This is a genomic window from Comamonas badia DSM 17552 (genome assembly GCF_000484635.1).
Classification (GTDB): domain Bacteria; phylum Pseudomonadota; class Gammaproteobacteria; order Burkholderiales; family Burkholderiaceae_C; genus Comamonas_C; species Comamonas_C badia.
The window spans coordinates 115328-128821 of record NZ_AXVM01000005.1; the positions used below are offsets into that span (position 1 = coordinate 115328).

Consider the following 13494-nt stretch of genomic DNA (forward strand, 5'->3'; position numbering starts at 1 on the left):
AGATGCCAAGGGAAAGCAAAGACGTCATCGTGGGCCTGGACATCGGCACCGCCAAGGTGATGGTGGCCGTGGCCGAGGTGCTGGCCGACGGGCGGCTCAAGCTGGCGGGCCTGGGCGTGGCGCCGAGCAACGGGCTCAAGCGCGGCGCGGTGGTCAACATCGAGGCCACGGTGCACAGCATCCAGCAGGCGCTGAAAGAGGCCGAGCTGATCGCCGACTGCAAGATCCAGCGCGTCTACACCGGCATCACCGGAAACCACATCCGCGGGCTCAATTCCAGCGGCATGGTGGCGATCAAGGACAAGGAAGTCAGCCAGGCCGACGTGGCGCGCGTGGTGGAAACCGCCAAGGCGGTGAACATCTCCAGCGACCAGCGCCTGCTGCTGGTGGAGCCGCAGGAATTCGTGATCGACGGCAACGAGGTCAAGGAGCCCATCGGCATGAGCGGCATCCGCCTGGAAGCCAAGGTGCACATCGTCACCGGCTCACAGGCGGCGGCCGAGAACATCATCAAGTGCGTGCGCCGCTGCGGCCTGGAGGTGGAGCAGCTGCTGCTGAACCCGCTGGCCAGCAGCCAGGCGGTGCTGACCGACGACGAGCGCGAGCTGGGCGTGGCGGTGGTCGACATCGGCGCCGGCACCACCGACATCGCCATCTTCACCGGCGGCGCGATCCGCCACACGGCGGTGCTGCCGATCGCCGGCGACCTCATCACCAGCGACATCGCGATGGCGCTGCGCACGCCCACCAAGGATGCCGAGGACATCAAGGTCGAGCATGGCTGCGCCAAGCAGCTGCTGGCCGACCCCGAGGCGCAGGTCGAGGTGCCGGGCCTGGGCGACCGCGATCCGCGCGTGCTCACGCGCCAGGTGCTCGCCGGGGTGATCGAGCCGCGGGTGGAGGAAATTTTCCAGCTCGTGCAGCAGGTGATCCGCGAATCGGGCTACGAGGAGGTGCTCTCCTCGGGCATCGTGCTCACCGGCGGCTCCAGCGTCATGCCCGGCATGGTGGAGCTGGGCGAGGACATTTTTCTCAAGCCCGTGCGCCGCGGCCTGCCGCACTACGCCAGCGCGCTTGCCGACATGGTGGCGCAGCCGCGTGCCGCCACGGTGATGGGCCTGCTGGAAGAGGGGCGCATGGCGCACATGCGCGGCTTCAAAGTGGCGGCCAAGAACGGCTCGATGAAGACCGCGTTCGGGCGCTTCAAGGATTTCATCGTGGGGAATTTCTGATGCGTCGCATTCTTCACCTGCCGCTGCGCAAGCGCCACTCGATTCGTTCACGCCGGCGCAAGCGCGACCGATGGCGGTGCCGTGCCAAGCCGCCGCCCGACAGCCATTCAGGGTTTCCGTTTTTCACATCCGATTTCACCGTATTACCCATTTATCCAGGAGCAGACACATGGCCATCGAAATGATCGAAACCGAAGAATTCAACCAGGGCACGCAGATCAAGGTGATCGGCGTCGGCGGCGGCGGCGGCAATGCGGTCGAGCACATGATCGCGCGCAACGTGCAGGGCGTGCAATTCGTCTGCGCCAACACCGATTCGCAGGCCTTGCTGCGCAGCTCCGCGAACCAGACGGTGCAGCTGGGCAGCAACGGCCTGGGCGCGGGCAGCAAGCCCGAGAAGGCGCGCGAGGCGGCCGAGTCGGCCGAAGCGGAAATCCGCCAGGCGATTGCCGGCTCGCACATGCTGTTCATCACCGCCGGCATGGGCGGCGGCACCGGCACCGGTGCGGCGCCGGTGATTGCCAAGGTGGCCAAGGAGATGGGCATCCTGACCGTGGGCGTGGTCACCAAGCCCTTCGGCTGGGAAGGTTCGCGGCGCATGAAGAATGCCGACGAAGGCCTGGCCGAGCTCGAAGCCAACGTCGATTCGCTGATCGTGGTGCTCAACGAGAAACTGCTTGAAGTGCTGGGCGACGACATCACGCAGGAAGAAGCCTTCGCGCACGCCAACGACGTGCTCAAGAACGCCGTCGGCGGCATCGCCGAAATCATCAACGAGTACGGCCAGATCAACGTCGACTTCGAGGACGTGCGCACCGTGATGGGCGAGCCCGGCAAGGCCATGATGGGCACGGCCACCGCCAGCGGGCCGGACCGCGCGCGCATCGCGGCCGAGCAGGCCATCGCCTGCCCGCTGCTCGAAGGCATAGACCTTTCGGGCGCGCGCGGCGTGCTGGTGCTGGTCACCGCGAGCAAGGGGAGCCTCAAGCTTTCCGAATCGCGCCTGGCGATGAACACCATCAACGCCTACGCCTCGCCGGATGCGCATGTGATCTTCGGCGCGGCCTACGACGACAGCCTGGGCGACGAGATCCGCGTGACCGTGGTGGCCACCGGTCTCTGCAATGCGCAGACGCGGCGCCAGGCCATCCAGGTGGTGCAGGGCGGCCAGCGCACCGGGACGGACAACCTGCCCTTCGTGGCGACGCCCATGACCGGCGCGCTCGCCAACCCGGTGGCACGCGGCGACTACACCAGCATGACGGTTCCCAGCGTGTGGCGCACCAACCGCTCGCAGGCTTCGGCGCGCGTGGATGCGATGTCCTCGGGCGGCATGGACGAGCTGGAGATTCCCGCGTTCCTGCGCAAGCAGGCGGACTGACGGGGGGCGTGGCGCGCGGTGCGCAACGCTCGGCGCACCACTAAAATCCCGCGATGCTCCAGCAACGCACCATCAAGACGCTGACCCGCTCCGTGGGCGTGGGTCTGCACAGCGGCCAGCGGGTGGAACTCACGCTGCGCCCGGCCGCGCCCGATACCGGCATCGTGTTTCGCCGCGTGGATCTGCCGGAGCCGGTGGACATCCCCGTCTCTGCCGAGGCGGTGGTGGACACACGCATGGCGTCCACGATTGGGCGGGGCGGCGCCAAGGTGCACACGGTGGAGCACCTGATGTCGGCCTGCGCCGGCCTCGGGCTGGACAACCTCTACGTCGATATCACCGCCGAAGAGGTGCCCATCCTGGACGGTTCTTCGGCCTCTTTCGTCTTCCTGCTGCAAAGCGCAGGCGTGGAGCTGCAGAACGCGCCGCGGCGCTTCATCCGCGTCAAGCGCGCCGTCGAGGTGCGCGAGGGCGAAGGACGCAACCTCAAATGGGCGCGGCTTGCGCCCTACCACGGCTACAAGCTGCATTTCGAGATCGATTTCGCCCACCCCGCGGTCGATTCCACCGAACAGTCGGCTGAATTCGATCTCGGCAGCGGCAACTATGCGCGCGACATTGCGCGGGCGCGCACCTTCGGCTTCACCAAGGACGTGGAGATGCTGCGCGCCAACGGCCTGGCGCTGGGCGGCGGGCTGGACAACGCCATCGTGATGGACGATTACAAGGTGCTCAACACCGATGGTCTGCGCTACGACGCGGAATTCGCGCGCCACAAGATCCTGGACGCGATGGGCGATCTCTATCTCATCGGGCATCCGCTGCTGGCCGCCTACACCGCGTTTCGCAGCGGGCACGCGCTCAACAACCAGCTGCTGCGCGCCCTGCTGGCGCAGCAGGATGCGTGGGAGTTCGTGAGCTTTGAGCGCGAGCGCGAGGCGCCCCAGGGCTTTGCCAGCCCCGTCGCCGCGTGGTGACTATTTTTTGAGCGGTATCGGCGTTGTCTCGGGGATGGGCACGGCCGTGATGCTGTTCTGCGGCGAGCCGTCGATGAGCTTGTCGGAATAGGTCAGATAGACCAGCGTGTTGCGCTTTGCATCGACCATGCGCACCACGCGCAGGCGTTTGAAGACCAGCGAAATGCGCTCGCTGAAAACCTCGTCCTGCTGCTTGAGCGGCTTGGCAAACGCCACGGGGCCCACCTGGCGGCAGGCGATCGATGCCTCCGCGCGGTCTTCCGCCAGCCCCAGCGTGCCCTTGATGCCCCCGACGCGCGCGCGCGAGACGTAGCAGGTCACGCCCTCCACCTGCGGATCGTCATAGGCCTCGACGATGATGTCGTGGTCGCGCCCCAGCCACTGGAACGCGGTATCGACGCTGCCGATCTTCTCGCCCGAGGCGGCAAAGGCACTGCTGGCGACGAGCAGCAGGGCGGTGAATGTGAAGTGTTTCATGGGTTGTTTGGCTGTGGATGTGGGGCGTGGCGGCTCGATCACGCCGCTGCGCGGCATGACCGCTGCGCTGCGCGCAGCGCGGTCATTCACAGATGCGGCTCGCCGCAGCGCTTTTGCAGGTGCGCAAGCGATTCCAGCACCTGGTCGACCAGCACCAGGCACAGGTCGCCCGATTGCAGGCGCTTGAGCGCATGGTCGATGGCGATGAACTCGCCGTGGATTTCGGTGATGTAGCTGGCGCGCTGGGCGTTCTGCAGGCCCTTGTGCAGCAGCGCCAGCACCTCGCCGTCGGCACGCCCGCGCTGGCAGGCGTCCTGGTAGAGGATCACGTCGTCAAAGCTGCTGCCCAGGATTTCGGTTTGCTCGCTGATGTCCTGGTCGCGCCGGTCGCCCGCGCCGCTGATGACCACCGCGCGGCGCTTGCCGGGCATGGCCTGCGTGGCCTGCACCAGTGCGCGGATGGCGTCGGGGTTGTGGCCGTAGTCGGCGATGATGGTGGCGCCGTGGTAGTCCATCACGTTGAAGCGCCCGGGCACGGCGTCGGCGCTGCTCTCGAAACTTGCGAGACCCCGGCGCACCGTGTCCCACGGCAGGCCCAGGCCCCAGGCAGCGCCCACGGCGGCCATGGCGTTGTCCACCTGAAAGCCGATCACGCCGCCGTGCGTGATCGGGATGTCGCGCAGCGGGATGCCCTCGCGCCAGGAGCCTTCGGCCGCCACGATGCGGCCCTCGTCCACGTACACCACGCGTCCGCCCTGCGCGCGGTGCGTGACCATGGCGGGGTGGTGGCGGTCGTGGGCAAAGAAGGTCACCTTGCCGGGGCAGACATGCGCCATCGGCACGCAATGCGGATCGGCGGCGTTGAGCACCGCATGGCCCGTGGGGGCGACGTTCTGCACGATGACGCGCTTCAAGACGGCCACGTCTTCCACCGTGGTGATGTAGTTCAGCCCCAGATGGTCGCCGGCGCCGATGTTGGTCACTACAGCCACCTGGCATTGGTCAAAGCCCAGGCCTTCGCGCAGGATGCCGCCGCGCGCGCATTCCAGCACCGCCGCCTCGGTATCCGGGTGGGCCAGGGCGTTCCTCGCGCTCTTGGGGCCGGAGCAGTCGCCGCTGTCGATCTGGTGCCCGCCGACGTACACGCCGTCGGTGTTGGTCATCGCGGTGTTCCAGCCATGCGCGCTGCACAGGTGGGCGATGAGGCGCGTGGTGGTGGTCTTGCCGTTGGTGCCGGTAACGGCCACCACGGGAATGCGGCCATCCTCGCCCGGCGCGAAGAGGGCGTCGATCATCGGCACGCCGACGTTGCGCGGCTTGCCGTAGGAGGGCGAGAGGTGCATGCGCAGGCCAGGCGCGGCGTTGACCTCGACGATGCCGCCGCCTTGCTCTTCCAGGGGTTTGAGCATGGATTCGCAGATCACGTCCACGCCGCAGATATGCAGGCCTATGGTCTGCGCGGCATCAACCGCGCGCGCTGCGATCTCTGGGTGCACGTCATCGGTCACATCGGTGGCGCTGCCGCCCGTCGATAGATTGGCGTTGTGGCGCAGCACGATGCGCTGGCCCTGCGCGGGCACTGATTCGGGCGTCAAGCCTTCGTTGGTCAGGCGCGCCAGCGCGATATCGTCCAGGCGGATTTTGGTGAGCGCGGTGCCATGGCCGCTGCCGCGGCGCGGGTCCTGGTTGACGATATCCACCAGTTGCGAAATAGTGTGCTCGCCATCGCCCAGCACCTGCGGCGGCTCGCGCCGCGCGGCCGCCACCATCTGGCCGCCCACGACCAGCAGGCGAAAATCGTGGCCGGGAAGAAAGCGTTCGAGCATCACCTCGCCGCTGTATTCCTGCGCCGTGGCATAAGCTGCCGCGAGCTGCTCACGCGTGGTGATGTTCACCGTCACGCCCTTGCCCTGGTTGCCGTCCTGCGGTTTGACGACCACGGGCAAGCCGACTTCCTGCGCCAGCGCCCAGGCGTCCTCGACATCGCTGACCGGCCGGCCCAGGGGCACGGGCACGCCTGCGGCATGCAGCAGGCGCTTGGTGAGGTCTTTGTCCTGCGCGATCGATTCGGCCACCGCGCTGGTCATGTCCAGCTCCGCGGCCTGCACGCGCCGCGCCTTCACGCCCCAGCCCAGCTGCACCAGCGAGCCGCTGGTGAGGCGCTTGAACGGAATGCCGCGCGCCTGCGCGGCGTCGATGATGTTGCGCGTGGACGGACCCATGCGCACGTCCTGGTCGAGCTCGCGCAGCGCGGCAACGGTGGCGGCCGCGTCGTAGGGGTGGTCGTCCAGCGCGGCGCGGATCAGCGCCGTGGCTTCTTCGACCGCCTTGTGCCCGACCTGTTCCTCGGTGTATTCCACCACCACCTGGTAGGTGTCGGTTTCCACCGTCTCGTGCGTGCGGCTGAAGGTGACGCTGCAGCCCGCCTGCGCCTGCAATTGGCGCGCGGCGGTTTCGAGCACGTGCGCGAGCGACACCGGCTGCTCGGCGCCCTGCGGCGCCAGCGGCCCGACGGCGGGGAAGCGCGCGCGCAGGCGGTCTTCAAACCCCGTGATCGAGGCGATGTCGTGCTCGCCGGGCGCGCAGTGCACGATGGTTTCCATGGCGGTGCTGCGGGTCCAGAGGTTGGGGCCGCGCAGCGCGCGGGAGCGAAGGATTTGCATGGTGCAAATAAAGGTTGAATAAGGGTTTTGCGCTTGATAGGCGTGCGTCAGCAGCTATCAATGTTGGTATTCAAAAGTCTTGATGCCGGCGGCGATCAGATCGGGGGCTATGCCCAGCGCCCAGGCGCCCGCAATGGCCGCCAGCAGGGCGGCGGTATCGGGGGGGCTGCCGTCCGCCGGGTGCAGCGCGGCCAGCCTGCCGAGCACGCGCTCCTTGGCGCCGGTGGCAAGGCATATCTGGTCGCCGTGGACAAAGACGGCACGGGCCTCAGGCTGCGCCCGGTGCTGCGTCAGCGCCGCGTTATCGGCCGAGAGCGCATACAGCAGCACCTCGCCATCGCAGAGTTCTGCCAGCTCGGCCACCGCCGGTATGTCCGCATTGAGCACGCCGGCGCCGCCGTCCAGCACCACGTCGATCTGGGTGCGCAGCACGCGCGGCATCTGCTCAGGGCCGCGCACGTCGTGATCGGCGAGTTGCTCCCAGCCATCCATGTCGGTGACGATGCCGACCTGGCAGCGGTCATAAGCCAGGCCCTCATCGAGAATGGAACGCGCCGTGGTCTGGATCACCGCCGCTTCGGCCAGGCGGTTGGTCAGCAGCCGATGCGCACCCGCCCAGTGGGCCGTGTCCGTTTTCTGGGTTTGCCGTCCGGCGATGAACATGCCCTCGCTGCTGGCAATGCCGGTGAGCTTGCCCGAGAGCTGCAGCAGCCAGCCCACCAGTCGCGCGATGAAGGCGGTGCCGCGCGTGCCCGCCACGCCGATGATGGGGATGCGGCCCGCGTGGCTGCCCTTTTCGCCGCTGCCGGGAAACAGGTGCTCGACGATGGCCTGGCCCACCGGGCGCGGCGAGCCGCTGGAGGGTTTGAGGTGCATCAGCAGGCCGGGGCCGGCGTTGACCTCCAGAATCGCGCCGCCCTGCGCGCGCATGGGCTGGGCAATGTCCTTGAGGATCATGTCCAGGCCGGCGATGTCCAGGCCGACCACGCGCACGGCCAGCTCGGCGTGGTAGGCCACGTCGGGGTGCAGTTCGTCGGTGCAGTCGATCGCCATGTTGCCGTTGCGCTGCAGCAGCACCTTGCGGCCCGCGGCGGGCACGGTGTCGGCCGCGACCTCCTGGCGCGCCAGTTCGAGCTGGATGTTGGGCAGGTTCAGATCCAGCAGTTCCAGCGGGTATTCCTCTTCCACGCCGCGGCGCGGGTCGCGGTTGAGTTCATCGACCAGCGCCTTGAGCGTGCGCTGGCCGTCGCCGGTGACGAACACCTGTTCGCCGCGGCAGGCGGCCACCACCTTGCCGCCCACCACCAGCAGGCGGTGCTCGGTGCCTTCGATGAAGCGCTCGACGATGACCTCCGAACCCTCCTTCTCGGCCAGCGGGAAGGCGGCGCGGATGTTCTTCTCCTTGTAGAGCTCCAGCGTCACGCCGCGCGCGTGGTTGCCGTCGCTGGGCTTGACGGTGACGGGCAGGCCGATGTCCTGCGCCGCCTCCCAGGCCTCGTCGGCGCTGGCCACGATCTGCCCTTCAGGGACAGGCACGCCGGCGGCGGCCAGCAGGCGCTTGGTCAGGTCCTTGTCCTGCGCGATGCCCTCGGCGATGGCGCTGGTCTGGTCGGTCTCGGCCGTCCAGATGCGCCGCTGCGCCGCGCCGTAGCCCAGCTGCACCAGGTTGCCGTCGTTCAGCCGCACCTGCGGGATGCGCCGCTCCTGCGCGGCATCGACGATGCAGGCGGTGCTGGGCCCGAGGTAGTTGTCGTCTATGGTGGTCTTGATCGCCTGGACCGCGCCCTTGAGGTCGAACGCCTCGCCGTTGATCGCCGCCATGATGAGCGCATGGCCCTGCGCCAGCGCCGCGCGCGCCACGGCCTCTTCGGGGCAGCGGAACACCATGCGGTAGGTGCCGCTGACGGAAGTCTCGCGCGTCTGGCCGAACTTGGCCGGCAGGCCCGAGAGGTTGAGCAGCTCGATGATGACGTGCTCCAGCACATGGCCCATCCAGGTGCCCTCGCGCAGGCGCTCGATGAAGCCGCCGCGCTCGCCCACGCCGCAGTGGTGCTCCACCAGATCCGGCAGCCAGGCGGTCAGCCTTTCGTTGAAGCCGGGAACCTTGTTGGATGGATGGTGCTCCAGCTCTCCGAGCGCCAGCCAGACCTCGAGCGCCGGGCGGTAGGTCCAGATGCTGGGTCCGCGCAGGTAGGTGGCGCGAAGCAATCGGATATCTTCAAAGCGTGGCATGAGCGACAGGGGTTGGAGGAGGAAACGGGCCGTTTTGCAGCCGCGGCAGGCAATGATGCACCAAGCGGCTGTCAGCCGCGAGAGGGGTGCGGGCGTTAGGGATAACCAGAAGTCGCGCCTGCGGCCTGCCGCGTTCCCGCGGTGCAGGCAGCGCGTTCAATAGTCAAACAATGCAACATCACCATGAATCGGGCGCCCCAGGCGCACTGACGGAACCCTTGGCGGGTGGTTGGCAAGACATCCTTGCACCCAGCGAAAACGTGCTGGCGGTGCTGGAGGTTGACCTCAGTAGCGAATTGCGCTTTGCCAGGGGGAGCCTCGCGCTCACCTCGCAGCGTTTGCTGGCGCGCGATGGCCAGGGGAGGCTGCGGGAATGGGCGCTGGCGCAAGACCAGGCCCTGCAGGAGTTCGATGCCGGCGGCGTCGGCACGCTGGAGCTGCACGATGGCGATGGCCGGCGGGCGCTGTGGCGCTTCACGCTCTCGCGCCATCCGCAGGCGCTGGAGTTCCAGCAGCACTTTGCCCGCTGCATCGCGCACCTGGGCCGTCCGCAGGCGCTGGCTGCGCTGCAGGCGCAGGCGCCGCGCTGCCCGCAATGCCATGCCGTCCTGCCCGAAGGCAGCGAAGAATGCCCCGCCTGCGCGCCCACGGAAGAGGAGCCCGCCGCCTCCGGCTGGGTGCTGCTGCGCCTGTGGCGCTTCGCCAGGCCCTACCAGGGCAAGCTGCTGCTGGGCTTTGTGCTCACGCTGCTCTCCACCGCGGCGACGCTGGTGCCGCCCTACCTCACCATCCCGCTGATGGACGATGTGCTGATTCCTTATCAGGACGGCAAAAGCATTCCGGTTTCCACCGTGGCGATGTACCTGAGCGGGCTGCTGGCGGCCTCGCTCTTCGCCTGGGCGCTGGGCTGGGCGCGCACCTATGTGCTGGCGCTGGTTTCGGAACGCATAGGCGCCGACCTGCGCACCGCCACCTACGAGCATCTGCTGCGCCTGTCGCTGGACTACTTCGGCAGCAAGCGCACCGGCGACCTGATGGCGCGCATCGGTTCGGAGACCGACCGCATCAACGTCTTCCTCTCGCTGCATGCGCTCGATTTCGCGACCGACGTGCTCATGATGGTCATGACGGCGGTGATTCTGGTCTCGATCAACCCCTGGCTGGCGCTGGTCACGCTGGTGCCGCTGCCCTTCATCGCCTGGATGATCCACAGCGTGCGCGACCGTCTGCGCACCGGGTTCGAAAAGATGGACCGGCTGTGGAGCGAGGTCACCAACGTGCTGGCCGACACCATTCCCGGCATCCGCGTCGTCAAGGCCTTCGCGCAGGAAGCGCGCGAGGCCGAGCGCTTTCGCGTGGCCAATCAGCGCAACCTGGCGGCCAACGACCGCCTGAACAAGACCTGGAGCCTGTTCTCGCCCACGGTCACGCTGCTCACTGAAATCGGCCTGCTGGTGGTCTGGGCCTGCGGCATCTGGCTGGTGGCGCATGAGCAGATCACCGTCGGCGTGCTCACCGCCTTCCTCGCCTACATCGGGCGCTTCTACACCCGGCTCGATTCGATGAGCCGTATCGTCTCGGTCACGCAGAAGGCGGCGGCCGGCGCCAAGCGCATCTTCGACATCCTGGACCATGTGAGCAACGTGCCCGATCCGGCCAACCCGGTGCGCCTGCCGCGCATCCAGGGCGCCATCGACCTGGAAAACGTGGTCTTCCGCTACGGCAGCCGCACGGTGGTCAAGAATGTCTCGCTCTCGATCCGCCCCGGCGAGATGATCGGCCTGGTCGGCCACAGCGGCTCGGGCAAGAGCACACTGGTCAACCTGATCAGCCGCTTTTCCGATGTGGCGGATGGTTCGATCAGCGTCGATGGCGTCGATATCCGCCGCATGGCGGTGGCCGATTGGCGCCGCCACATTGGCCTGGTGCTGCAGGAGCCGTTTCTGTTCTTTGGCACCATCGCCGAGAACGTCGCCTACGGCAAGCCCGAGGCGACGCGCGCCGAGATCATCGCCGCCGCGCGTGCCGCGCATGCGCACGACTTCATCCTGCGTCTGCCGCTGGGCTATGACTCGCTGGTGGGCGAGCGCGGCCAGGGGCTTTCGGGCGGCGAGCGCCAGCGCATCAGCATCGCCCGTGCGCTGCTGATTGATCCGCGCGTGCTGATCCTGGACGAAGCGACTTCCGCCGTCGATACCGAGACCGAGAAGGAAATCCAGCGCGCACTGGATAACCTGGTGCAGGGCCGTACCACCATTGCCATCGCTCACCGCCTCTCCACGCTGCGCAAGGCGGACCGCCTGGTGGTGATGGACCGCGGCGAGATCGTGGAGATCGGCCCGCACGATGAACTCATGGCGCGCGAAGGCGCCTATTGGCGGCTGTACCAGGCGCAGGCCCGGCGCGAAGCCGAGGAAGAAGGAGCAGCCGCATGAGCCGTCTGTTTGAACTGGCGCGCAACGCCCACGGCCGCCTGGTGCTGCACATGGCCGATGGCAGCGAGCATGTGGGCGTGACCCCGGTGCGCGCGTTTCCGATCACCGCGTCCGAGGAGGGGCTTTCCCTCGTGGGCGCCGAAGGCAGTGAACTGCTCTGGATCGATCGGCTGGACGCGTTGCCCGGCGAGGTCCGTGCGCTGATCGAGGAAGACCTCGTCGCGCGTGAATTCCTGCCGACGATAGAGCGGATCGTGTCGGTTTCCAGCTTTTCCACGCCCAGCACCTGGCAGCTCGAAACCGACAAGGGCCCGGCCATGCTGGTGCTCAAGGGTGAGGAAGACATCCGGCGCCTGGCCAGGCGCACGCATCTGCGCATCAGCGCCAGTGACGGCGTGCAATTCCAGATCCTGGACGTGAACCAGCTGGACAAACCTTCGCGCAAATTGCTTGAGCGATTTTTATAGCGCTTTGCGCATGTCAGGCAAGCGCAGGCAACGAATTTTCCTTGCGTTTTGGGATGGATTTACCCCTGCGGGTTTACCCTCGTATTTGTAACTAAAACTAAAAAACCCTTCATTTCCCCGTTTGTTTGCCGTACTGCAGGTACGACGTAGTGCTAGCCCTGTCTAGCGCCCTCGCATTGGAGGAGCACAGCCATGCCACTATCACCTGTAGAAAGAACGCCCGCTCACTGGACGCAGCCGCCGCCGCAGAGCGACCTGTATTCCACCGGGGCATCCGGGGCCGTGCCGGTACGCCCGGTGAATTCCGTCAATGCGATGGCGTCCACGGATGAGCTCGGCGCAAGCGCCATCGTGCGCATTTCCGGCAAGACGGGGATTCCGGAAGCCATCCAGCACGACTGGACGCTGGCCCAGCCCGAGAAGGAACGACCCAAGGTGGAGGAGCCGCCGCCACGCGATCCGCCGCTGTACCAGCAGCTCATCGACATCGTGCAATCCATGTGGCGCGCCAGCGGCAACGCGGTCCAGATGGCCGAAGAGATGAACCAGACCACGCTCGCGGACCGGCTGAACCAGCAGGTGCCGCCGCCCAAGAGCGAGCCCGTCACCTACGCCGATCCATCGGTCAAGAAATCCGGGAGTCTGTGATCGGCAGGGTTTTTGGTGGGGGCAGCCCTTGCCGGCGTCAGGCCAGGGGGCTTTTGAAAAGCTAGCCAGGCGCTAGCTTTTTTTCTGGGCGCTGCCGCCGCTCACATGCCCCGCTGGCACATGCTGCGCGGCGCTCAGCACATGGCTGCGCTGGTCGTCAAAGAAAAAATCAGGTTCGAATTCGCGCAGGAACGGCCCCTTTTCCAACCCGCCGAGGAACATCGCTTCATCCACCGTGATGCCCCAGTCCAGCAGCGTGCGCACCGCGCGCTCGTGCGCCGGGGCGCTGCGGGCGGTGACCAGCGCGGTGCGGATGCGCATGGTCTGCGATGCCGCCGCCTGCTGCTGCAGGTGGTTGAGTGCGGCCAGCAGCGGTTTGAAAGGCCCACTGGGCAGCGGGGTTGTGGCCAGTTGCGTTTCGTGCTGCACGAACGCCGGCAGTCCACGTTCCTGAAACACCCGCTCGGCTTCGTCGGAGAACAGCACGGCGTCGCCATCGAAGGCGATGCGCACCTCCTGCGGGTAATGGTCGCCCGCAGGGCGCGATTCGGTCAGCACCCGCGCGGCCGGGAAACCCAGGCTCAGCGCCTGCTGCACGTCCTCGGCATTGGCCGAGAGAAACAGGTGAGCGCCCAGCGGCCGCAGGTAGGCAAACGGGTCGCGCCCACGCGTGAAGACCCCGCGCTCTATGCGCATGCCCGCTGCCTGGGCCGAGGCAAACACGCGCAGGCCGCTGGCCGGGTCGTTGCGTGAGAGCATGACCACTTCCACGCGCTGCTCCTCTTCGGTATTGAAGGCCAGCAGCTTCTTGACGAGGGCCAGCGCCACGCCCGGGCCGGGCGGCTGCTGCACATGCGCGAGCTGGTAGTGCATGTAGCGTGCCTCGTCGCCGGTCTCGAACAGGTGGTTTTCCTCTTCGAAATCAAACAGCGCGCGCGAGGAAATCGCGACGACCAGCTTGCCGGTGAGTGTCTGGGGCACG

The 13494-nt window shown here is 67.2% G+C and carries 10 protein-coding genes; 6 read left to right on the plus strand and 4 right to left on the minus strand.

Annotated elements, in window-relative coordinates; all coding sequences use genetic code 11:
* Window positions 1-2: 2 nt before the first annotated feature.
* The 3 genes from ftsA (at window position 3) to lpxC (ending at window position 3590) form a co-directional block, all read left to right on the plus strand.
* The gene (gene ftsA, locus K320_RS0111750; RefSeq protein ID WP_024539036.1) at window positions 3-1232 is read left to right on the plus strand and encodes a cell division protein FtsA; all 1230 of its coding nucleotides are present in this window, start codon (window positions 3-5) and stop codon (window positions 1230-1232) included.
* Window positions 1233-1401: 169 nt separating this feature from the next.
* On the plus strand, window positions 1402-2613 hold the full coding sequence (gene ftsZ / locus K320_RS0111755; protein WP_024539037.1) for a cell division protein FtsZ: 1212 nt from the start codon (window positions 1402-1404) through the stop codon (window positions 2611-2613).
* Window positions 2614-2666: 53 nt separating this feature from the next.
* Window positions 2667-3590 carry a UDP-3-O-acyl-N-acetylglucosamine deacetylase gene (lpxC, locus tag K320_RS0111760; protein WP_024539038.1) on the plus strand — a complete coding sequence of 308 codons (924 nt, stop codon included), beginning with the start codon at window positions 2667-2669 and terminating at the stop codon, window positions 3588-3590.
* Here the strand turns inward: lpxC and K320_RS0111765 are convergent, their stop codons facing one another.
* The 3 genes from K320_RS0111765 to K320_RS0111775 form a co-directional block, all read right to left on the minus strand.
* A complete protein-coding gene (locus K320_RS0111765; RefSeq protein WP_029696087.1) occupies window positions 3591-4067 on the minus strand; it encodes a CreA family protein in 477 nt (158 codons plus the stop codon).
* A gap of 86 nt (window positions 4068-4153) precedes the next feature.
* A complete protein-coding gene (gene cphA / locus K320_RS0111770) occupies window positions 4154-6730 on the minus strand; it encodes a cyanophycin synthetase (RefSeq protein ID WP_024539040.1) in 2577 nt (858 codons plus the stop codon).
* A 57-nt stretch (window positions 6731-6787) separates the two neighbouring features.
* Window positions 6788-8962, minus strand: coding sequence for a cyanophycin synthetase (locus tag K320_RS0111775; RefSeq protein WP_024539041.1), 2175 nt, complete (start codon window positions 8960-8962; stop codon window positions 6788-6790).
* A 170-nt stretch (window positions 8963-9132) separates the two neighbouring features.
* On the opposite strand from K320_RS0111775, the gene K320_RS0111780 reads away from it, so the two are divergent.
* The 3 genes from K320_RS0111780 to K320_RS0111790 all read left to right on the plus strand — a co-directional run bounded on the left by K320_RS0111780 (window position 9133) and on the right by K320_RS0111790 (window position 12512).
* Window positions 9133-11397, plus strand: coding sequence for a cyanophycin metabolism-associated ABC transporter (locus tag K320_RS0111780; RefSeq protein ID WP_024539042.1), 2265 nt, complete (start codon window positions 9133-9135; stop codon window positions 11395-11397).
* Window positions 11394-11864: a cyanophycin metabolism-associated DUF1854 family protein gene (locus tag K320_RS0111785; RefSeq protein ID WP_024539043.1), complete on the plus strand. Its 471-nt coding sequence runs from the start codon at window positions 11394-11396 to the stop codon at window positions 11862-11864. Before K320_RS0111780 ends, K320_RS0111785 begins: the two co-directional genes overlap by 4 nt.
* Window positions 11865-12056: 192 nt before the next feature.
* Window positions 12057-12512, plus strand: a complete 456-nt coding sequence (locus tag K320_RS0111790; protein ID WP_024539044.1) for a hypothetical protein — start codon at window positions 12057-12059, stop codon at window positions 12510-12512.
* 72 nt (window positions 12513-12584) lie between these two features.
* Here the strand turns inward: K320_RS0111790 and K320_RS0111795 are convergent, their stop codons facing one another.
* On the minus strand, window positions 12585-13493 hold the full coding sequence (locus tag K320_RS0111795) for a 5'-nucleotidase (RefSeq protein WP_024539045.1): 909 nt from the start codon (window positions 13491-13493) through the stop codon (window positions 12585-12587).
* Between the last annotated feature and the right edge of the window lies 1 nt (window position 13494).